Source organism: Dysgonomonas sp. GY617 (assembly GCF_015233815.1).
Lineage (GTDB): Bacteria > Bacteroidota > Bacteroidia > Bacteroidales > Dysgonomonadaceae > Dysgonomonas_A.
On record NZ_JADCLR010000022.1, the window covers coordinates 34871 to 57336 of the forward strand.

At 35.8% G+C, this 22466-nt stretch carries 17 protein-coding genes; 10 read left to right on the forward strand and 7 right to left on the reverse strand.

What is annotated here, in order from left to right; all coding sequences use genetic code 11:
• The first annotated feature begins 136 nt into the window (after nt 1-136).
• From rho to IR022_RS12570, 7 genes are all read left to right on the forward strand, one after another.
• Complete coding sequence (gene rho / locus IR022_RS12540) at nt 137-1981, forward strand: transcription termination factor Rho (protein ID WP_194203961.1); 1845 nt, start codon at nt 137-139, stop codon at nt 1979-1981.
• Nucleotides 1982-2187: 206 nt separating this feature from the next.
• Entirely contained in the window at nt 2188-3108 is a 921-nt protein-coding gene (locus IR022_RS12545) for a cation diffusion facilitator family transporter (RefSeq protein ID WP_194203962.1), read from the forward strand.
• Nucleotides 3109-3148: 40 nt separating this feature from the next.
• Nucleotides 3149-4471 carry an alpha-L-fucosidase gene (locus IR022_RS12550; protein WP_194203963.1) on the forward strand — a complete coding sequence of 441 codons (1323 nt, stop codon included), beginning with the start codon at nt 3149-3151 and terminating at the stop codon, nt 4469-4471.
• A 267-nt stretch (nt 4472-4738) separates the two neighbouring features.
• Nucleotides 4739-6541 (forward strand): 30S ribosomal protein S1, encoded by a 1803-nt coding sequence (rpsA, locus tag IR022_RS12555; RefSeq protein ID WP_194203964.1) that lies wholly within the window; start codon nt 4739-4741, stop codon nt 6539-6541.
• Between the two features lie 176 nt (nt 6542-6717).
• Entirely contained in the window at nt 6718-7605 is an 888-nt protein-coding gene (gene bla / locus IR022_RS12560; protein ID WP_242053242.1) for a class A beta-lactamase, subclass A2, read from the forward strand.
• Nucleotides 7606-7734: 129 nt separating this feature from the next.
• Nucleotides 7735-8727 (forward strand): acyltransferase family protein, encoded by a 993-nt coding sequence (locus tag IR022_RS20375; protein WP_410492820.1) that lies wholly within the window; start codon nt 7735-7737, stop codon nt 8725-8727.
• 46 nt (nt 8728-8773) lie between these two features.
• Nucleotides 8774-9970: a pyridoxal phosphate-dependent aminotransferase gene (locus IR022_RS12570; RefSeq protein ID WP_194203967.1), complete on the forward strand. Its 1197-nt coding sequence runs from the start codon at nt 8774-8776 to the stop codon at nt 9968-9970.
• 66 nt (nt 9971-10036) lie between these two features.
• Here the strand turns inward: IR022_RS12570 and IR022_RS12575 are convergent, their stop codons facing one another.
• From IR022_RS12575 to IR022_RS12605, 7 genes are all read right to left on the reverse strand, one after another.
• Nucleotides 10037-10663, reverse strand: coding sequence for a hypothetical protein (locus IR022_RS12575; RefSeq protein WP_194203968.1), 627 nt, complete (start codon nt 10661-10663; stop codon nt 10037-10039).
• A gap of 154 nt (nt 10664-10817) precedes the next feature.
• A complete protein-coding gene (gene der / locus IR022_RS12580; protein ID WP_194203969.1) occupies nt 10818-12143 on the reverse strand; it encodes a ribosome biogenesis GTPase Der in 1326 nt (441 codons plus the stop codon).
• 159 nt (nt 12144-12302) lie between these two features.
• Nucleotides 12303-13709 (reverse strand): NAD-dependent succinate-semialdehyde dehydrogenase, encoded by a 1407-nt coding sequence (locus IR022_RS12585; RefSeq protein WP_194203970.1) that lies wholly within the window; start codon nt 13707-13709, stop codon nt 12303-12305.
• Nucleotides 13710-14059: 350 nt separating this feature from the next.
• Entirely contained in the window at nt 14060-14614 is a 555-nt protein-coding gene (locus IR022_RS12590) for a 2-oxoacid:acceptor oxidoreductase family protein (protein ID WP_050709785.1), read from the reverse strand.
• A gap of 32 nt (nt 14615-14646) precedes the next feature.
• The gene (locus IR022_RS12595; RefSeq protein WP_050709786.1) at nt 14647-15405 is read right to left on the reverse strand and encodes a thiamine pyrophosphate-dependent enzyme; all 759 of its coding nucleotides are present in this window, start codon (nt 15403-15405) and stop codon (nt 14647-14649) included.
• 140 nt (nt 15406-15545) lie between these two features.
• Nucleotides 15546-16628, reverse strand: coding sequence for a 3-methyl-2-oxobutanoate dehydrogenase subunit VorB (locus tag IR022_RS12600; protein ID WP_194203971.1), 1083 nt, complete (start codon nt 16626-16628; stop codon nt 15546-15548).
• 54 nt (nt 16629-16682) lie between these two features.
• A complete protein-coding gene (locus IR022_RS12605; RefSeq protein ID WP_050709788.1) occupies nt 16683-16910 on the reverse strand; it encodes a ferredoxin family protein in 228 nt (75 codons plus the stop codon).
• A gap of 350 nt (nt 16911-17260) precedes the next feature.
• Between IR022_RS12605 and IR022_RS12610 the strand changes: the two genes are divergently transcribed.
• From IR022_RS12610 to IR022_RS12620, 3 genes are all read left to right on the forward strand, one after another.
• Complete coding sequence (locus tag IR022_RS12610) at nt 17261-19672, forward strand: carboxypeptidase-like regulatory domain-containing protein (RefSeq protein WP_194203972.1); 2412 nt, start codon at nt 17261-17263, stop codon at nt 19670-19672.
• A 224-nt stretch (nt 19673-19896) separates the two neighbouring features.
• Entirely contained in the window at nt 19897-21618 is a 1722-nt protein-coding gene (gene recJ / locus IR022_RS12615; protein ID WP_050709790.1) for a single-stranded-DNA-specific exonuclease RecJ, read from the forward strand.
• Between the two features lie 29 nt (nt 21619-21647).
• On the forward strand, nt 21648-22463 hold the full coding sequence (locus IR022_RS12620; RefSeq protein ID WP_194203973.1) for an MBL fold metallo-hydrolase: 816 nt from the start codon (nt 21648-21650) through the stop codon (nt 22461-22463).
• Nucleotides 22464-22466 lie beyond the last annotated feature (3 nt).

The window sequence follows — 22466 nt, forward strand, 5'->3', positions numbered from 1 at the left end:
AAAAACTACAGATTTCTTATTTTAAATCATAGTAAAAACTCGATTGTATCCTTTTTATTTTGCATCAAATTGAATCAGCAATAATCTCTCATGCTGTCTAATCAGAATATTAAATAACAAAACAACATAGATATACATGCGTATATACAACATTCTTGAGCTAAACGAAAAGCTCACAACTGAATTAAGAACCTTAGCTAAAGAACTAGGGATAAAACGTCCTGACGCATACAAAAAGGACGAATTAATCTACAAGATTTTAGACGAACAAGCTATTATTGAGGCAAAAAACAAAAACTCGGAGAGCTACAAAGCTGAAAACAAACAATCGGAAAAGAAAAACACGGAAGCTCCAGCTAAAACAAAACCAAATAAAGCTGCTCCCGCTCCTAAACCTGTTGTTGAAACTAAAGTAGAGGAAGTAAAAAAAGAAGAAGTAGAAGAGATTCTTGAAACTCCTACTGCCAACCAACAACCTCCGATAAATACTCCTACAGAGGACGCTGCAATAGCTAAACCCAAAGAAAGAGTAGTCCACCGCAAAAATGTAGAGACTACCAGTAACAATGCTAATGAATCGACAAATACTAAAACTCTCCCACAAAGACCGACACAATTAGTATTTAAGTCTAGCAAACCACGTACCGAACCTAAAGAAGAAGTTCCGGCAATGGCTCCTCTATCGCCACTAGAAGTAGATACCGATGTGGCTCCTATTGTTGCAGAATCTCCTAAAATGGCTCCAGTGACTGCTACCCCTCCTGCAACGGCTCCAACTCAAGTTGCAAGCAACAGCGGAAACAACAATAACAGTCAAAATCAGAAACAAAATAATAATCAGGCGCAAGAAAAATCATTCGAATTTGAAGGAATTCTATCTGCAACAGGTGTATTAGAAATAATGCAAGAAGGTTACGGATTTTTACGTTCTTCAGACTACAATTATATGTCTTCTCCTGATGATATCTATATATCTCAATCTCAGATACGTTTATTTGGTCTTAAAACCGGAGATATCGTAGAAGGCCCTATCCGCCCTCCAAAGGAAGGTGAGAAATTTTTCCCTCTTGTAAAAGTGGATAAAATAAATGGACGCAGCCCTGACGAAGTTAGAGATCGTGTACCATTCGATCACTTAAAACCTCTTTTCCCTAACGAAAAATTCAAATTAACATCCGGCAGAAATGACAATTTCTCATGTCGTGTTGTAGATTTATTTTCGCCAATAGGAAAAGGACAACGTGGTCTTATTGTTGCTCAGCCTAAAACAGGTAAAACATCATTACTTAAAGATATAGCAAACGCCATAGCGACCAATCATCCTGAAGTATACATGATTGTATTATTGATAGATGAACGTCCTGAGGAGGTTACAGACATGGAAAGGAGTGTAAATGCAGAAGTTATTGCATCTACTTTCGATGAGCCTGCAGACCGCCACGTAAAAATTGCAGAAATTGTACTGAACAAAGCGAAACGTATGGTTGAATGTGGTCACGATGTAGTAATCCTATTAGACTCTATCACTCGTTTGGCACGTGCTTATAATACAGTTCAACCAGCATCAGGTAAAGTACTTACCGGAGGGGTTGATGCAAATGCATTACACAAACCAAAACGTTTCTTCGGAGCAGCTCGTAACATCGAAAATGGTGGTTCATTAACCATTATTGCTACAGCTCTTACTGAAACAGGTTCTAAAATGGATGATGTTATCTTCGAGGAATTTAAAGGCACGGGTAACATGGAGCTTCAATTGGATCGTAAATTATCTAACAAACGCGTATTCCCTGCTGTTGACATTATCTCATCAAGTACACGTCGTGATGATCTGTTGCTTGATCCTGATACACTTAACCGTATGTGGGTACTTCGCAACTTCTTATCAGATATGAATTCGGTAGAAGCAATGCAGTTCCTTGATAAGAGATTGAAGAAAACAATCAATAACGAGGAATTCCTAATCTCAATGAACGACTAAAAACTAAATAGTTAAGATAGAGACATTAGTCTTTAACCTTAAACTCAAAAAATTAAAGCAAGGATTGTTTGATATCAAAACAATCCTTGCTTTCTTTGTATATCATTCAATTATAAGTCTTAGTATAAGGTGATAACTCAGTTTTATCTATGCTAGGCTGAATAATGATGGCAGTAAATATTTACTTTACTAAATCTATATCAAATATGTCACATAATCATGCTCATGGTGGACATTCTCATTCGCATAGTCACACCACAAACAAAAGAGCCCTCACCTTTAGTTTCCTGCTCATTGCAGGATTTATGTTTGTCGAATTCATCGGCGGTATTCTCACCAATAGCTTAGCTTTATTATCAGATGCAGGTCATATGCTTAGCGACTCCGTTGCTTTGGGGCTTAGCTTAGCAGCAATTATATTCGGACAAAAAGCTGCAACCATCGAAAAAACATATGGTTATAAACGCTTCGAAATATTAGCCGCCTTGCTCAATGGAATTGCGTTAGTCGCGTTGTCCGCTTACATATTATACGAAGCCATAGTACGCCTCTCTTCCCCACCCCAAGTTATAGGAAAGGGAATGATGATTATAGCGATTATCGGTTTACTTATCAATATCATTGTAGCATGGATATTATCAAGAGGTGAAACCAAAGACAACTTAAATGTTAGAAGTGCATTTATGCATGTTTTGGGAGACTTACTCGGTTCAGTAGGCGCTATTATCGCAGCATTATTGATCCTGCTTTTCGGATGGAATATAGCCGATCCTATTGCCAGTATGATTGTATCGGTCATCGTTCTTTATAGTGGATGGCATATTTTAAAAGATTCTGTTAATATTTTGATGGAAAGCAAACCTTCTAATATCCATACGCATGAAGTAGTAGATATCCTACGTGCAATACCCGATGTAGAAGATGTACACGATTTACACATCTGGATGATTACTCAGGAGTTCCCATCACTAACCGTACACCTTAGAGTGAAAAACGATTCAGACAGAGATCTTATACTAGAGCAAGCACTCGAAGCTTTAGCCGATCATACTGGTATTAAACATATCACCATACAAATAGAAGGACGAAAGCTTAAAGTAGAAGAACACTGCTGTACCCTTTATTAAGTCTTAGAATCATAAAAATATCAACACTTAAATAATTACTATGAAAAAAAACATCTTACTTGTATTCATCATGGCTCTATCTTTTATAAAGGTACAGAGTCAAACTCCTAATAACCCAAACCATGCATGGCTTGATGAAGCTCGATTTGGTATGTTTATTCATTTTGGTCCATATAGTGTATTAGGAGATGGCGAATGGGTGATGCAAAACCGACCTATAAAAGTGCAGGAATATAAAAAACTTCAAAAATTCTTTAATCCACAAGATTTTGATGCCAAAACTTGGGTAAAAATAGCTAAAGATGCAGGAATGAAATATATTACATTTACCTCACGACATCACGACGGATTCAGTAATTGGAATACTAAACAATCGGATTGGAATATAATGAATACCCCTCATTTTGGCAGAGATATAGTAAAAGAATTAGCAGATGAATGCCATAAGGAAGGAGTCAAGCTCGTGTTATACTATTCACTTATCGACTGGTCGAGAAACGATTACCAATATTGGACAGGATATACAGGTCAAGGCTGCGGTCGTACAGAAAGAGGAGATTGGAATTCATATATTAATTTCATGAAAGCTCAATTAACAGAACTACTAACAAATTATGGAGACATAGCAGGCATATGGTTCGATGGAGATTGGGATCAACATCCTAGTGATAGTCATACACATGCAACATCTAAGGTAGATTGGCATTACCCTGAAATATATAATCTTATACATACATTGCAACCTAATTGCATGATTTCAAATAACCACCACAAAGAGCCTTTGAAAGGAGAAGATTACCAAGCTTTTGAAAAAGACTTACCTGGAGAGAACAAAACAGGATTTAGTGAAGGCCAAACAGTATCACAACATATTCCTATGGAAACATGCGAAACAATGAATCAAACATGGGGATATAGTATTACTGATACCAAATTTAAATCGACCACAGAAATCATACATTATCTTGTTAAAGCTGCCGGATATGGAGCTAACTTATTATTAAATGTAGGTCCTATGCCAAACGGAGAAATACAACCCGAATCTGTACAACGCTTACAGGAGGTAGGTAATTGGACTAAACAATTTGGGCACACTATCTATGGTACAAAGGGAGGATTAATAAAACCTCAATCGTGGGGTGCTGCTACCAAAAAAGGAAATACTCATTATATACATCTGTTTGAACAAGACGGAAATCAGTTAACAATAAATATTCCTAAAAAAATTAAATCAGCACGATGGCTTAATATAGATTCTAAATTAGATTGGACAGTGGATAAAAAAACAGGAAATGTAACTTTTGATTTATTAAACGTCACATTCGATGATATTGATTCAATTATAGAAGTTGTTGTACAATAAAATACAAAGTAATATATTCTTTAAAAGTAAGAGTTGCGCATGCCTCAGCCCTTACTTTTGAAATTATAGTAAGCAGCATATCTATTCCAACGAAATCATAGCCATTCGTAATTATTGCACCTAAATTACTTAAGGTCAACATTTCTTGAAAAATAATTGCCTATAATTTGATTTATTACTTGAAAAACAATACCTTTGCACCGTTTTTTAAACAACATAATGTCTAATTTATTAATAAAATGATCCTAGAGGATCGAACAGTAACAAATGTCTGATAACTTAAAAAATGTAAGTCCAATTGAAGATTTCGATTGGAATGCTTATGAGATCGGTGAAACTTTCTCTGAAAGAAGCAAAGAAGATTTAGAAAAAACTTATGACCAATCGTTGAGCAGAATCAATGATAAAGAAGTGGTTATGGGTAAAGTAAGCTCTATGAACAAACGCGAAGTGGTTGTGAATATTGGTTACAAATCTGACGGTATTGTTTCGATGAACGAATTTCGTTACAACCCAGATTTAAAAGTTGGTGACGAAGTAGAAGTATACATCGAAAGCCAAGAAGACAAAAAAGGACAGCTTATCCTTTCTCACAAAAAAGCACGCGCTTCTCGCTCTTGGGAACGTGTTAACGAAGCTCTTGAAAAAGACGAAATTATCAAAGGATACATCAAATGCCGTACTAAGGGCGGTATGATTGTAGACGTATTTGGTATCGAGGCGTTCCTTCCAGGATCTCAAATCGATGTTAAACCAATCCGTGACTATGATGTATTCGTAGATAAAACTATGGAATTCAAAGTGGTTAAAATTAATCACGAATTCAAAAACGTTGTTGTATCTCACAAAGCTCTTATCGAAGCTGAACTTGAACAACAAAAGAAAGACATCATTTCGAAATTAGAAAAAGGACAAGTGCTAGAAGGTACTGTTAAAAACATCACTTCTTATGGTGTATTTATCGACCTTGGTGGCGTAGATGGTCTTATCCACATTACTGACCTTTCTTGGGGACGTGTACAACATCCAGAAGAAGTGGTTAAATTGGATGAAAAAATCAACGTGGTTATCCTTGACTTCGATGATGACAAAAAACGTATCGCTCTTGGTCTAAAACAACTTACTCCTCATCCATGGGATGCTCTTAGCGCTGACTTGAAAGTTGGTGACAAAGTGAAAGGAAGAGTTGTTGTTATGGCTGACTATGGTGCATTCATCGAAATCACTACAGGAGTAGAAGGTCTTATCCACGTATCAGAAATGAGCTGGACACAACACCTACGTAGCGCTCAAGACTTTATGAAAGTTGGAGACGAAGTAGAAGCTGTAGTTCTAACTCTTGATCGTGACGAACGCAAAATGTCTCTAGGTATCAAACAATTGAAACCAGATCCATGGGAAAATATCGAAGAAAAATATCCAGTTGGAAGCCAACATACTGCTAAAGTACGTAACTTCACTAACTTCGGAGTATTTGCTGAAATAGAAGAAGGCGTTGATGGTCTTATCCACATTTCAGATCTTTCTTGGACTAAGAAAATCAAACACCCAAGCGAAATAACTCAAATCGGTGCTGATATTCAAGTTCAAGTACTTGAAATAGACAAAGACAACCGTCGTTTGAGCCTAGGTCACAAACAACTAGAAGAAAATCCTTGGGATGTATTCGAAACTATCTTTACAGTAGGATCAGTACACGAAGGTACAGTTGTTGAACTTGTTGACAAAGGTGCAGTTATCTCTCTTCCTTACGGTGTTGAAGGTTTTGCAACTCCAAAACACTTAGTGAAAGAAGACGGAACTCAAGCTCAAGTTGAAGACAAACTTGAATTCAAAGTTATCGAATTTAATAAAGATTCTAAGAGAATCATCGTTTCTCATAGCAAAGTTTATGAAGACGAAAAAGGTGGTGGCGAAACTAGAGAAGCTTCTGAAAAAAGAGCACCTAGAAAATCAGCTAAAAAAGACGATGCTCCTCAAATGACATCTACTGCTGCTGAAAAAACTACTTTAGGTGATATCGAAGGACTTGCTGCATTGAGAGACAAACTTTCAGGTGAAGGAAAATAAGAATTAATACAATTCTATATATAGAAAAGGTGTAACGAAAGTTGCACCTTTTTTGTTTTTAAGACTGAGCAAGCAAATAAGCGAACAAAGAGAAATATCAGTATATTTGCTATATTTGTAAATAATAAGGTCACAGACCTAACTCTATTCTCACACTAAAATAAATCTTAATGAAGATGAATCGTTTTCTTATTTTAGGATGTTTCCTATGGATCACAATTTCGGGGTTTGCTCAAAACAATGAACTAAGAAAAAACATACAATCAATTATAGAAAATAAAAATGCAACAGTTGGAGTAGCTATTATTTTCAATGGTAAAGATACCTTGACTGTAAACAATCAGTATCGTTATCCAACAATGAGTGTATATAAATTCCATCAAGCACTTGCAGTGCTGGATAATCTAAATAGAAGAAATCTACCTTTAGATCAACAAATATATGTAAGTAAAGCGGCATTACAACCTGATACACATAGCCCACTAAGAGATGCCAGACCCGAAGGTAACTTTTACATGCCAATTAAAGAACTATTACAATATAGCGTATCTCAAAGTGACAATAATGTTTGCGATATATTATTTGACTTTTTAGGGGGACCAAACTATGTCGAAAAATATATAAAGAGCCTAGGTATTATGCAAATTGCAATTACAGCAACGGAAAAAGAAATGCATGATGACCATAATAAGCAATATGCCAATTGGACCACTCCCTATGCTGCGGCTGAACTTTTGGAAAAATTTAAGCAACAAAACAATTGGTTTCCTTCCCAATCTAAAAATCTCTTATGGAATACTCTTATTGAAACATCTACGGGTAAAGACAAGATAAAAGGACTACTTCCGACAGGAACTGTGGTTGGACATAAAACAGGAAATTCGTTTCGTAATGAACAAGGATTAAAAGCCGCAGATAATGATTTAGGTTTTATAGAGCTATCTAACGGCAAACAACTTTCAATAGCAGTCTTTATAGTAAACTCAATGGAAGATGATAAAACTAATGCAGCGATAATTGCCCAAATATCAAAGGCTACCTATGACTATTATAAAACCAAGTAAAAATAATTCAAGATTATTCAAGTTGTAACCAATAATTATTAGATGTATCTAAAGTCTCGAATAAAGGCTTCAAATTAAATATAAATGCAGACTGATTTAACTTTATTAAGTAAATATAGAAGCCAACTTATGGGTTTCGCTATATTATGGATTACTTTCTATCATACATCCCTTGTTTTTTACATACCTATTATTTCTGAAGTAAAGTGGTTAGGTTATGCAGGAGTCGAAATATTTCTTCTTGTTTCAGGAATTGGTCTTTTTTTTTCTTGGCAACAAACCCCATCAATAATCTTTTTTTATAAAAAAAGATTATTACGAATATTTCCCACTCATATATTAATAGCTAGCATCTTCACTTTAATTGCTATATACTTATATAAATACCAAATATTATATTTATTTTATAGCATAACAACTCTAGGTTTTTGGGTTAAGAAAGGAGATGTACTCACATCACCTTGGTTTATATCAGCAATCCTATTTTTATATATCATAACTCCGATATTCTTAAAATATTTTCAAAAGAAAATAATAACTTCTTCAGTCATAATAAGTCTGATCTCTATTATTATTACTGCATTAATAACGAATACAGCTTTCAGCTATTTACAACAATTTACAGCTAGAATACCATCTTTTTTTATAGGTCTCTGTGTCGGATATTTAATTATTTATAAAAAAAAGATCTCATCTTCGACAATTTATTACCTTTATATATCTTTAGTCTTGGGAATGGTATTCTGTGTTTGCCAATTACACAATATAGGAGATTATTTTAAGTTTACTAAATATGGATTTGTTTGGTATCCACTAATATTAACAACACTCCCTTTCTGTTTATTATTAACTAAGATTTTCGATAAATTAAAAATAGACGTATTCTCTTCTATATTTACATTTTGGGGAACATACAGTCTCACCATTTATTTGTACCATGAAAAAATTTTATTTTTGCTAACATACCACACAGCACTAAGAGGGTTGACTATAAATATCTTAGCCATAATCATTACCCTAATAGCAGCGTATATAACATCTAATATAATTACATATACAACTAATAAAAGCCATAGATTTAAAATTAATAAAATACTATTTTCTAGATTTAAAGAATTATAATATAACAAATTAATTTACTACCTTCATCAGATTATTTTAAGACAGTATGCCTAAAATTTCGGAACGTGGAATAGAAATGCCCAGCTCCCCTATCAGGAAGTTGGCACCTTTATCAGACTCAGCAAAAGCTAGAGGTCTGAAAGTTTATCATCTTAATATCGGTCAACCCGATTTACCTACACCTCAAGCGGGTTTAGATGCACTAAAAAATATTGACAGAACTATTCTCGAATATAGTCCTAGTGATGGTTACCGCTCTTATCGTGAAAAATTAGTGGGCTACTATGCCAAATATAATATAAATGTATCGGCTGACGAGATTATTATAACTACCGGTGGATCAGAAGCCGTTCTTTTCGCTTTTTTAGCCTGTTTAAACCCCGGTGATGAGATTATTGTGCCAGAACCCGCCTATGCCAATTATATGGCTTTTGCGGTCTCTGCAGGTGCTATCATTAGGCCAGTATCTTCAACAATTGAAGAAGGTTTTGCTTTACCTCCAATTGAAAAGTTTGAGGACCTAATCAACGAGCGTACTAAGGGAATAATGATATGCAACCCGAATAATCCAACTGGTTACCTATATTCTAGAGCCGAGATGAATCAGATAAAAAAGCTTATCCAGAAACATGATCTATATTTATTTTCGGACGAGGTTTATCGCGAATTCATATATACAGGTTCTCCTTATGTTTCAGCTTGCCACTTAGTTGGTATTGAAGAAAATGTAGTACTTATTGACTCCGTATCCAAACGATATAGTGAGTGTGGAATACGTATAGGCGCTCTTATAACAAAGAACAAAGAACTGCTGAAGGCAGTAATGAAATTCTGCCAAGCACGCTTAAGTCCACCACTTATCGGACAAATAGTTGCTGAAGCCTCACTAGATGCAGATCCTGATTACTTACGAGATACTTATGAAGAGTATGTTGAACGCCGAAAATTTTTGATCGATAGATTAAATATGATACCCGGAGTTTATTCTCCAATACCTATGGGGGCATTCTATACTGTAGTAAAACTTCCCGTAGATGATGCTGATAAGTTCTGCGAATGGTGCTTGTCTGATTTTGAATATGAAGGGCAAACTATTTTCATGGCTCCAGCTTCGGGTTTTTATACAACACCCGGATTAGGTAAAAACGAAGTTAGAATGGCTTATGTTTTAAACAAAGAAGATCTAGGCAATGCTTTAACTGTTCTTGAAAAAGCACTGGAAGCATATAATGCTTTAAATTAAAATAACAGAAGGGATTACAATATAAATGTAATCCCTTCTCTCTTATATAGCAATTCGCACACAAATTTACTCCTTTGATTGATCTCCTCCGATTATAACACCCTTATTTATTAGATTAAATAACTCCGTCCTTTTGTAGCCATCAATCAGATCTTTCGATTCTACTTCATTTGCAAAGCTCTTTTTCAAATCCTTCAAATCTTTCTTCTTACTCACTATACTCTCACTAAATTGTAGATAAATAGAGTCTTCAGATATAGATGCCACTTTGCATACCGAATACTGGTTATCTTTTATTTTCATTTCCAATACATCTCCAACCTTAGGATTAGTCAGAATAGTGACAGCATCATTCTTAGAAGAACTCTCACCTTTCCTCATTGTTGTAGAATAAAATACAAAAGCAGCTAAAGCCAGTATTATAAAAAGTCCGATAAATGAAAACAAGGAAGTCTTAGCTTGCTTTTTCACTTCTGGAGTAATTCCTCCGATATAATGATCAGGAGCCTCATGACCGCAAGCTTTGCAAACTACAAAGAATTCTTTTCCTGTAGGAATAATAGGAATCCAATATACATGAAAGCTTTTTTGAAAAGGTAATACAGCCAACGCATTTTCTTTTCCGCAAAATGGGCATTGACAATTGGTGTCTATAAATTTTCCTTTACTAGACTTCGTTCCATAAATAATCATAATGAATAAAATGTTAGTTAGTTGTGCAAAGATAAAAAATAAAAATAAAAGACTAAAGAGTATAATTCCGAGAAACAAAAAACCGATCTAATATAATTATTAGATCGGTTTACAATATCTGTGTTCTATTTATTATCAGGTAAAAGACATAGTCTTATTTCTCTCTAATAATAATATTGATTTGTGTACCTGACAAATTCCAATGCTCACGGATACGGTTTTCCAAGAAACGTTTGTATGGGTCTTTAATCCACTGAGGTAAATTACAGAAGAATACAAATGTTGGAACTTGCGTATTAGGCAATTGAGTAATGTATTTAATCTTAACATATTTCCCTTTATTAGAGGGTGGTGGTGTACGCTCTATAATAGGCAACATCACTTCATTCAGCTTATGTGTTGGAATTCTAACCTTTTTGCGGGTATAAACCTCTTTGGCTGTTTCCAAAACTTTTAGAATACGCTGTTTTGTTAGTGCAGATGCAAATACAATAGGAAAATCAGTAAATGGAGCCAATCGTTCGCGGATTGTATTCTCGAATGTCTTAACAACAATCTGCTCTTTATTCTCTACTAAATCCCATTTATTTACACATACAACTAATCCCTTTCTATTCTTTTGAATGATCGAGAATATATTTAAATCCTGACTTTCGATACCTTGTGTAGCATCAAGCATCAATACACAAACATCCGAATTCTCAATTGCTTTAATAGAACGAATTACTGAATAATACTCTAAGTCTTCCGTAACTTTTCCTTTCTTACGGATACCAGCGGTATCTACCAGATAAAAGTCCATATTGAACTTATCGAAACGAGTATATACCGAATCACGTGTTGTTCCGGCAATATCTGTTACAATATTACGCTCTTCATCAATCAAAGCATTTACAAATGACGATTTTCCTGCATTAGGACGACCTACTACTGCAATACGAGGTATAGTATCCTCATAGGTGTCAAATACCTGATCATCTTTTTTTGTAAACTTACTAATAACCAGATCAAGTAAATCACCAGTTCCAGCACCGTTTATTGCAGAAATATTTATTGGATCTCCCAATCCTAATGAGTAGAACTCAGCAGAAAGTGGATGAACATTAAAATTGTCAGCCTTATTTGTTACTAAAATAACAGGTTTACCTTTTGCTCTACGCAAGATATGAGCCACGCCCAAATCTAAATCGGTAACACCATTCATCACGTCTACAACAAACAAAATTACATCTGCTTCTTGTATCGCAATTTTCACTTGTTTATTAATCTCTTCCTCAAAAATATCATCCGAGTTTACAACCCATCCACCGGTATCAACCACAGAGAACTCTAGTCCTCCCCACTCTGTTTTACCGTATTGTCTGTCGCGAGTTGTCCCCGAAGTCTCATCAACTATAGCCTGACGAGTTTGTATCAGACGATTGAAAAGTGTTGATTTTCCTACATTTGGACGTCCAACAATCGCTACTAAATTTCCCATAAATTATTAAGATCTATCTTATTTGGTGCAAAGATACTTATTTTTTGTCGTTTTCTAACGTCCTATAATATAGATAGAAAAAAAATAATCAAATACCAAATAAAAACAGAGAGCATATGTCCTCTGTTTTCTAAAAATTGAAAAGGTTTATTCTGATTTTTAATAAGCAGCATCGGGGGTTGTAATACGAATCAATTTCGCATTTACAAATTCGTAAATACCGGCTGGTGATTGCTCGCGACCATAACCCGAATTTTTAGTTCCTCCAAATGGAAGTTCGGGAGCTATGCCTGTCACATGATTTATATAAACCATACCTGTATCAATCTGACGGGCAACTTTTACTGCCTTATCAGTATCTTTACCAAATACAGTACCACCAAGTCCAAATTTTGTATCGTTCGCCAATTTTATGGCTTCGTCCTCATTCTTTACAGGATAGATACAGAGCACCGGTCCGAAAATTTCATCCGAATATGCCAACATACCTTTTTTTATACCTGTAAGAATAGTTGGCTCCATGAATGCTCCTGAGCGATTCAATCGTTTACCACCATATACTAATTTAGCTCCTGCTTTTACAGTAGCTTCAACTTGAGCAATAACATCTTCCGCAGCCTTTTCGCTACTTAAAGGAGCTAATTGAGTTGACGGATCAAGAGGATCACCAATTACTACTTTCTCATAAATAGCTTTCGCTTTCTTTATAAATTCTTCGGCAACCGACTCCATTACTATCACTCTCTTTGGAGACACACATACTTGCCCAGCATTCCACAAACGACCAAATGCTGCTGTGTGTACTGCTTTATCAAGATCGGCATCCTCTAAAACAATAAAGGCATCGCTACCACCTAATTCAAGAGTAGATTTCTTTACATATTTTCCAGCCATAGCTGCAAAACTCGATCCTGCCGGTTCGCTACCTGTCAATGCAGCACCTTTAACACGAGGATCGGCAACTAAGTTCGAAATCTTAGAACCGGGTACAAAAAGGTTAGTATATACACCTTTGGGAGCTCCAGCTTCTGTGAATATCTTTTCCATAGCAGCAGCACATTGAGGTACATTTGAAGCATGCTTCAACAAAAATGTATTGCCTGCCATAATATTAGGAGCCGCCGAGCGTGTAATTTGATAGAAGGGGAAATTCCAAGGTTGTACACTCAATAGCACACCTATTGGTTCATAACTAAGAAAAGCCTTCCCATGAGGAGTTTCAAGAGGAGAATCCGCTAAAAACTTAGCTCCATTTTTAGCATAATAATCAAAAATATCAGCACATAAAGCTACCTCTCCTATTGCTTCAGTTTTAAGCTTTCCCATTTCTATTGTACACAGTTCGCCCAAATCTTCTTTACGCTCACGTAAAATAGATGCCACTTTGTGCAATAGCTTAGCTCTTTCTTCAAACGAGGTTTTTCTCCAGGATTGGAATGCTTTATCAGCCGCACTTATAATCTCTTCAATTTGATGTTCGGTCATCACATCAAATACCTTCTCAACCTCATTAGTCGTTGGATTGACCGTTTTAATAGACGACGTTTTGTTTGCTTTATTATCCATTTCTTTTACTTAATTTATTAGTACAGCAATACTCAATTACTATACCTCTATTCATAATTAAACTAGGATTAGTACACCTATCAAAATAACAAATAGGTTTATAACCGCTTAGAGGTCGCAAACCTATTTGTTTCTTTGATAAGTAGAAGACAAGAAAATAATATATCAGTCAATTCTCACCGTTAATATAAGAATCTTCATTTACAATATATGACAATCAACTCATCTAAAATTAAAACAACACTAAACAGCAAAAAGATTATTATTGCTTTCTTTTTTCTTATTATTTAACAAAAGGAGCAACCCTATACAGAGTTGCTCCTTACTATATTATATCTATAACTACTTTTTTAAGCAGGTTTATTTATTTCTTCTACAATTTCCATTCCTTTCAAAATAGCTTGCTCATTCATTGGCAACATACCATGATGTCTTTCGGGTAAAGATTTTTTCAATCCCATCATCACATGTTCTAGTGTAACTATCGGACAAACTTTAAGTAATCCACCCAATACAAACATATTAAATGCTTTTTGGTTTTTAAGTTCCGAAGCCGTAGCCATAGCCTCTATTTTATAAACCAATATATCAGTTCTTTTGGGTGCACGTGGAATACCTTCGGGATCGTAAAGTAAAATACCTCCGGGTTTAACCTGAGATTCGAATTTGTCAAGTGATGGTTGGTTCAATATTATTGCAATATCATATTCACTAACAATAGGCGAACTGATAGTATTGTCACTCAATATGACAGTTACATTTGCTGTTCCACCACGTTGTTCGGGACCATATGACGGAAACCACGAAACTTCTTTTCCTTCCATTAAACCTGAGTAAGCCAAAATCTTACCCATCGATAATACACCTTGTCCACCGAATCCGGCTATAATAATTTCGTTTACCATTATTAAATTTTCTTGTTGTTTAAGGTCTCAGATCAGATATTCTTTATATCACCCATAGGATATACAGGAAACATATTTTCAACCATCCAGTCGTTTGCTCCCGCAGGACTCATTTTCCAACCGGCACTACAAGTAGAAACTATTTCTACAATAGAAGTACCTTTGCCATCTAACGAGTTTTGGAAAGCTTTAGCAATCATCCTTTTCGCCTTTTTAACGGCTCCTGCTGTATGTACACTGTGTCGTGTAGCCAAACAAACACCCGGTAATTGAGCCAATAAATCGGTAATTTTCAATGGATACCCGTTTTCATGAGTATCACGACCATTAGGCGTAGTCGAAGTTTTCATATTCATAAGAGTAGTCGGAGCCATCTGGCCTCCCGTCATACCATATATACCATTATTGATAAAGATAATAGCAATATTTTCGCCTCTGTTTGCAGCATGAATAGTCTCAGCAGTACCAATAGCAGCTAAGTCTCCATCACCTTGATACGTGAATACCATCTTATCAGGGTTCAAACGTTTTACTGCCGTTGCCAAAGCCGGAGCTCTACCATGCGCAGCTTCCTGCCAATCTATATCTAAATAATCGTATGCAAACACAGCACAGCCCACAGGAGCTATACCTATAGTTATTTCTTTCAAGCCCATTTCATCGATTACTTCTGCAACCAATTTATGGACAACACCATGCGAACAACCCGGGCAATAATGCATCTGGGTTTCGTTCATCAATACGGGTTTGGCATATACCAAATTCTTAGGATCTATTATACTGGTGCTCATTCTATTTATCCTTAAATTTACATTTAGGTCTCAGACCTTTTTATTACTTTAACAAGTATAAATGCAACCAACTATTATATTTAAATAAGTAATGTTACATCGACTACTTGCTGTGATTAAGAAAGAATTGCGATTTTAAATCAACAACCCATTTTTTCTTTTAAAGCAGCAACTACTTCATTTGGAGTAGGAATAATTCCTCCCAAACGTCCAAAGTGTTCAACCGGTACTTGTCCGTTTACTGATAAACGTACATCTTCAACCATTTGTCCGGCATTCATTTCCACAGTAAGTATTCCTTTTACCTTGGATGCGTATTCTTTAATTATCTTGGTAGGGAAAGGCCACAATGTTATTGGTCTTAATACTCCTACCTTTATACCTTCTGCTCTAGCCAGTTCAATCGCTTTTTGACTGATACGTGCAGCCGACCCAAAGGCTACTATTAGATAATCTATATCTTCACAATCTATTTCCTGATACATCACTTCATTGGCTTCAATTTCTTTGTATTTAGCCTGTAAATGAAGATTGTTACTCTCCATCGTGTGAGAATCCAACTCAAGAGTTGTTATTATATTAGGTTTACGATCGGCAGGTTTACCCAAGGTTGCCCAAGGACATTGCTCACGTATTTCTTTCTCGGTACGTCTTCTTCTAAATTCTGGAAGTTTTACTTTTTCCATCATTTGTCCGATTACACCATCTGCTAATATTGTAGCAGGTGTCGAATATTTAAATGCAAGTTCAAAACCAAGATCTACAAAATCAGCCATTTCTTGAACCGATGCCGGAGCAAGAGTAATCATTTTATAATCACCATGTCCCCCACCCTTTACTGTCTGAAAATAATCAGATTGAGATGGTTGGATAGTTCCCAAACCGGGACCTCCACGCATTACATTAATAAGTAAGCAAGGTAAGTTACCTCCTGCAAGGAAAGAAACCCCTTCCTGCATAAGACTCATACCCGTACTTGATGATGATGTCATCACCATTTTACCACAGCCCGCACCTCCATATACCATATTTATGGATGCTGTTTCGCTTTCAGCCTGCATTACAACCATACCAGTTGTAGTCCAGGGAGCTTCGGCCATCAATGTTTCTATAATTTCCGATTGGGGAGTAATAGGATAGCCAAAGTAGCCATCAACTCCTATGCGAATTGCAGCGTGGGCGATTGCCTCGTTGCCTTTCATCAAATATATTTCTTCTGACATAACTTTTAATTGGAGTAAGTTAATATACTACAAAAGACTAATATTCCTAAGAAATTAGCCTTTTTGTCTATATACGGTTAAACATCCATCAGGACAAACATAGCCACAATTGGCACATCCGATGCATGCATCCTCATTTTTCATAAATACGTAATGATATCCTTTTTCGTTCACCTCACGAGCTTGTAATTCAAGCACATCACAAGGACAGGATACAACACAGAGATCGCAGCCTTTACATCTTTCGACGTCGACCACTACTGTTCCTTTTACTTTTGCCATATCTTATTATAGATAGTTGTCAATTTACTTTTGATAATTCCACATTTCGTTTTCCGGTCAGTTGAATGGCTACAAAGTTATAGCTTATTATCACATTCCATCCTTTTTTATCTATAAAATTGTCAACATAATGTTAAGAAGCACTTACCTATTCACACTTAAAAATAAGATACACAGACATATTACCAATAGATAATTTCAATAAGAAAAGATGAACAAAACTAACTTTTTTAATAAGAACAGACAATCTCACCCATTCTCCTTATTTAAATTCTAAAATATAAATTAACTTTGGGCATTATTGAATCTCCTTATCTAAGGGATTTACAGAAACTCATTCTAAGCAAAAAATGATTAAACATCCGATATCTACAATCTTAGCGTTTCTTTTACTTACTCTTAATCTATCAGCTCAGCAGGCAAAGATTAGCGGTACTGTTACCAATTTCGATAATAGCCCTGTAGATTTTGTAAGTGTATCAATGCAAGGTTCATCACTCGGGGTTTTCACTAATAATCAAGGAAAGTATCAGATTTCAGTACCAGTAGGTGACTCTATTGTCATTGTTTTTTCACGAGTAGGTTATCAAACATCCGAAAAGAAGATAGCCAAAATCATCGGAAATATGACTATCAATATGATGATGCGCGAAACAGTATTAGAGGAAGTAACTATTCTCGGTGAAAAAGGTCAAACAACTACCATGGGTAAAATAGAAATAGGTAAAACTAATCTATTAACCGATCCTTCTGGAGGAAGCATTGAATCTATTCTTGCCCTAGGACCTGGTGTAAGTAATACTAATGAAATGAGTTCGCAATACTCAGTGCGTGGTGGTAACTACGATGAAAATATTGTATATGTAAACGGAATAGAAATCTACCGACCTCTTCTAATCCGTTCGGGACAGCAAGAAGGGCTTAGCTTTATAAATCCAAACATGGCTAAAGAAGTAAAATTCTCAACAGGAGGTTTTGAGGCTGCATATGGAGACAGGATGGCTTCTGCTCTTGATATTACCTATAAGAAACCACAAGCTTTTGAAGCCTCAGTAGCAGGAAGCCTACTTGGAGCAAATGCTTATGTAGGAAGTTCGAGCGGACGTTTTTCTCAAATTACCGGATTCAGATATAAAACAACACGAGCTTTACTCGGCACATTAGATACAAACGCAGAATATGACCCTACTTTTGTAGATGCACAAACTTATATGACCCTTGGCTTATCGTCGAAATGGGAAGTCAGTTTCTTAGGTAATGTATCGAGCAACGTTTATAAATTCACACCGCAAAGTCGTCAAACACGCTTTGGTTCGGCGGCCAATGCCAAAGATTTCACAGTTTATTTTGATGGTTGGGAGAACGACAAATTCCTCACCTATTTCGGAGCATTAAGCATGAAAGGCAAATTGACCGATAATCTCGAAGTAGAATTTATGGGATCGGCCTTTTCATCACGAGAATACGAACGTTATGATATAAGCGGAGAATATAAACTCACCGATCTAGGTCTTTCATCCAACGGATCAGAAGGAGACAACGGTAATTTATTAGGAGTAGGATCATATCTGGAACATGCACGTAATAATCTGAATATAGATGTCTCGAATATTCGTCATTTAGGTTCATTCAAATTTGGTAAACATGCTCTACGTTGGGGTATGACAATTCAACAAGAAAAAATAGACGACCAAATAAAAGAGTGGAGTGTTCGCGATTCGGCAGGTCACTCCCTTCCTAACCTCGGAGATGTGGTGAGCGTATATTCTAATCTTAGATCAGATAATATAATTAATAGTAACAGATATTCGGGCTTCTTGCAAGATACCTATCAGTTCACTTCGGGAGACAACATTATATACATCAATGCAGGTATAAGAGCCAGTCATTGGACATTCAATGACGAAACTATTATAAGCCCTCGTGCATCAATAGCACTTATACCCGATACCAAGAGGGATATTACTCTACGTTTTGCGACAGGTATTTATTACCAAGCACCTTTTTATCGCGAATACCAGAAGATAGTAACAACAGGTCAAAATTCAGTAGTAGAGCTTAATAAAGATATAAAATCGCAAAAGTCTATACACTTCATATTAGGAGGCGATTATAAATTTAAATCAATGGATCGTCCTTTTAAATTTACAAGTGAAGTGTATTACAAAAAGTTATCGGATTTAGTTCCATATACTGTTGACAACGTAAAAATCAGATATTCAGGAGAAAATTCGGGAACTGGATATGCCATGGGATGGGATATGAAGCTATTTGGTGAGTTTGTAAAAGGTTCCGATAGTTGGATAAGCTTCTCTTTAATGAAAACCCAACAAACGGTAAATAGTATAAAAGCACCACTACCTACCGATCAGGGATATAACTTCTCTCTGTTTTTCCAAGACTATTTCCCTGGAATAGAACGTCTCACAATGAATCTTAGAGGACACCTTTCACAAGGATTGCCACAAACTGCACCCAACTCGGGATTCTTCGAAAAAGGCTTCTTCCGCACACCTGCCTATCGCAGGGTTGATATTGGCTTTGCATGGCAAGCTTTAGGCGAAGATTTCAGTATTAGAAATAATAATTCATTCTTAGGCTCATTCAAAAATATTTGGTTTGGTGTTGATATTTTTAACCTTTTTGCAATAAATAATACCAATTCATACTATTGGGTAACCAATGTGTTTAATGAACAATTTGCAGTACCCAACTATTTAACGGGACGTCAACTAAACTTCAAGATTGTAGCCGATTTTTGATTAACTTATAAAGAATTATTAATCAATAAATCTTGGTTTTCTCATTTTTTTTTCAAGAACAAAAACAGAAAATCACTATTCAGTGTTATATATAAATAGTATCTTTACGAGATATACCTCAATGTGTCAGCTCTATTATTATAGAGAATAACTACTGATACAAAGAGCATTAGAGGCTTGATGAAGCTTCTACCCCGACAGAGAAAAGAAAAAAACAATATATAATGATTTACAAATGGAATTACAAACCACTTACACCAAAAGAAACAGATATAAGAGATGAGCTAGCAACTCAATTGAGTATGCACCCAGCTCTATGTCAATTGCTTATTCAACGAGGAATAAACTCTGTTGAGCAAGCTCAAAAATTCTTCCATCCAAGTTTAAAAGATCTTCACGATCCTTTTCTCTTGCCCGATATGGATAAGGCTATCGATAGAATCGAGGATGCTTTAGGACAGAAAGAACGTATTTTGGTATACGGTGATTATGATGTAGACGGAACCACGGCTGTGGCATTAGTCTATAAGTTTTTAAGAAAGTTTACAACCAATCTGGATTATTATATTCCCGATAGATATGACGAAGGATACGGAATATCGGAACAAGGAATAGATTATGCAGCAGAAACAGATGTAAAACTAATTATTGCTCTCGATTGTGGTATAAAAGCCATAGAGAAAGTAAAATATGCAAAAAGCAAGGGAATAGATTTCATTATCTGTGATCACCACATGCCCGATGAAACATTGCCCGATGCCGTAGCTGTTGTAGATGCTAAACGAGTAGACTCAATCTATCCCTACGAACATTTATCTGGTTGCGGAGTCGGCTTTAAATTAGCACAGGCTTTGGCACAGAATAACAAAATCGACTTTTCAGAATTACTCGATCTTCTAGATTTGGTTGCTGTAAGTATTGCATCCGATATTGTACCTCTTACCGGAGAAAATCGTATTCTTACTTATTATGGACTGAAGCAACTAAACTCAAGCCCAAGCATGGGATTGCAAGGCATTATTGATATTTGCGGACTAAACGATAAATCGATCACAGTAAGTGATATCGTATTTAAGATAGGACCCCGTATCAATGCTTCGGGGCGTATGATGAATGGAAAAGAGGCAGTTGATCTGCTTTTATCAAATACAGCCCATGATGCAAAACTAAAGAGTGAGAATATAGACCATTATAATGCCAATCGTCGAGAGCTGGATAAGCGTATTACAGAAGAAGCGACCAACTTTATAGAATCAGAACTTGATATTACAAAAATCAATAGTATAGTTATATTCAATAAAGACTGGCACAAAGGTGTAATTGGGATTGTAGCATCAAGACTTACCGAAAAATACTACCGCCCTGCGGTTGTTCTTACCAAGTCTAACAACTTAGTTACAGGATCGGCTCGATCAGTTATGGGTTTTGACGTCTATAAAGCCATTGAGGCATGTAAAGATATACTCGAAAATTTTGGAGGACATACCTATGCTGCAGGTCTTTCGTTAAAGGAAGAAAACTTATCAGAATTCAGACGCCGCTTCGAAGCAATGTCTGTTGAACTTATTGCTCCCGAGATGATGCGCCCTCAGATTGATATAAATGCTGAATTAAAATTTATTGATATAAATAATAAATTTGTTTCTGATCTGGATAGGTTTGCGCCATTCGGTCCAGAAAATTTAAATCCAATCTTTGTATCAAAAGACGTTTTAGATCATGGTAACAGCAAATTAGTTGGTAAAGATTCTCTGCATATCAAACTAGATATGGTAGACTCATCAGTTAATGCCCCAATGCATGGTATCGCTTTCAGACAGAGCAATAGCTTTAGTATGATAAAGAATGGACTGTTCGATATTTGCTATACTTTGGAAGAAAACGTTCACAACGGAAAAACTAACACTCAATTATACATAAAGGATATTGACAAAGGACAATTTTAAAAATTAATATATAAAATTACAGCCAATATATGAGAGGGTTAATTGTGTTTTTTACAGCAGCAACGATATTATCTATCGGTACAGCTTGCAATAGCGATAAAAAAGTAGAGACTATTAATAATAGCGTTTCAAGTAATAGCAGTGATATGAAAGAAGCTCCATCACAACCATTAACATCAGATAGTTATCTTACTAAATTAGGAGAACTGAATGTAACTTTAGTTGGACATGCATCTTTGATGTTAGAGATAAACGGAAAAGTAATACACGTAGATCCATATTCTAAGGTTGCAGATTATTCTAAGCTACCCAAAGCAGACTTAGTTCTACTTACTCATGAACATTCAGACCATTTGGATCTGGGTGCTATTGAGCAAATAAGACAAGCTAAAACTCGTTTTATTGTATCAAAAGTATGCGCAGACTCAATAGGTTATGGAGAAGTTCTTAATAATGGAGACAAAACCATCTTTGAAGGAATCGACATTCAAGCTGTTCCTGCATATAACATTGAAAGTAAAAGACCCGATGGTGAATATTATCATCCAAAAGGCAGAGGAAACGGATATGTACTAACCTTTGGTAGTGAAAAAGTATACATAGCAGGTGATACAGAAAATATTCCGGAGATGGGGCAGCAAAAAGGTGCATATATTGCTTTTCTACCCAAAAATACTCCGTATACAATGACGGATGATATGTTTATAGATGCTGCACAAAAAGTATCGCCGGTATACCTATACCCCTATCACTTTTCGGAGTTTAACGACGATAAAATCACAAAAGCTCTAGAGAAGGAAAATAACAAAGCCAAACTATTAGTGCGTTCAATGTCGAACCTCTAAAAT

Coding starts and splice junctions, on each gene's coding strand:
- der (WP_194203969.1), bottom strand. CDS start 12,143: ATGGGAAATTTAGTAGCGATTGTTGGACGTCCAAATGTAGGAAAATCA.
- IR022_RS20375 (WP_410492820.1), top strand. CDS start 7,735: ATGGGTTTCGCTATATTATGGATTACTTTCTATCATACATCCCTTGTT.
- IR022_RS12575 (WP_194203968.1), bottom strand. CDS start 10,663: ATGATTATTTATGGAACGAAGTCTAGTAAAGGAAAATTTATAGACACC.
- rpsA (WP_194203964.1), top strand. CDS start 4,739: ATGTCTGATAACTTAAAAAATGTAAGTCCAATTGAAGATTTCGATTGG.
- IR022_RS12570 (WP_194203967.1), top strand. CDS start 8,774: ATGCCTAAAATTTCGGAACGTGGAATAGAAATGCCCAGCTCCCCTATC.
- bla (WP_242053242.1), top strand. CDS start 6,718: ATGAATCGTTTTCTTATTTTAGGATGTTTCCTATGGATCACAATTTCG.
- IR022_RS12610 (WP_194203972.1), top strand. CDS start 17,261: ATGATTAAACATCCGATATCTACAATCTTAGCGTTTCTTTTACTTACT.
- IR022_RS12585 (WP_194203970.1), bottom strand. CDS start 13,709: ATGGATAATAAAGCAAACAAAACGTCGTCTATTAAAACGGTCAATCCA.
- IR022_RS12600 (WP_194203971.1), bottom strand. CDS start 16,628: ATGTCAGAAGAAATATATTTGATGAAAGGCAACGAGGCAATCGCCCAC.
- rho (WP_194203961.1), top strand. CDS start 137: ATGCGTATATACAACATTCTTGAGCTAAACGAAAAGCTCACAACTGAA.
- IR022_RS12550 (WP_194203963.1), top strand. CDS start 3,149: ATGAAAAAAAACATCTTACTTGTATTCATCATGGCTCTATCTTTTATA.
- IR022_RS12605 (WP_050709788.1), bottom strand. CDS start 16,910: ATGGCAAAAGTAAAAGGAACAGTAGTGGTCGACGTCGAAAGATGTAAA.
- IR022_RS12620 (WP_194203973.1), top strand. CDS start 21,648: ATGAGAGGGTTAATTGTGTTTTTTACAGCAGCAACGATATTATCTATC.
- IR022_RS12595 (WP_050709786.1), bottom strand. CDS start 15,405: ATGAGCACCAGTATAATAGATCCTAAGAATTTGGTATATGCCAAACCC.
- IR022_RS12545 (WP_194203962.1), top strand. CDS start 2,188: ATGTCACATAATCATGCTCATGGTGGACATTCTCATTCGCATAGTCAC.
- IR022_RS12590 (WP_050709785.1), bottom strand. CDS start 14,614: ATGGTAAACGAAATTATTATAGCCGGATTCGGTGGACAAGGTGTATTA.
- recJ (WP_050709790.1), top strand. CDS start 19,897: ATGATTTACAAATGGAATTACAAACCACTTACACCAAAAGAAACAGAT.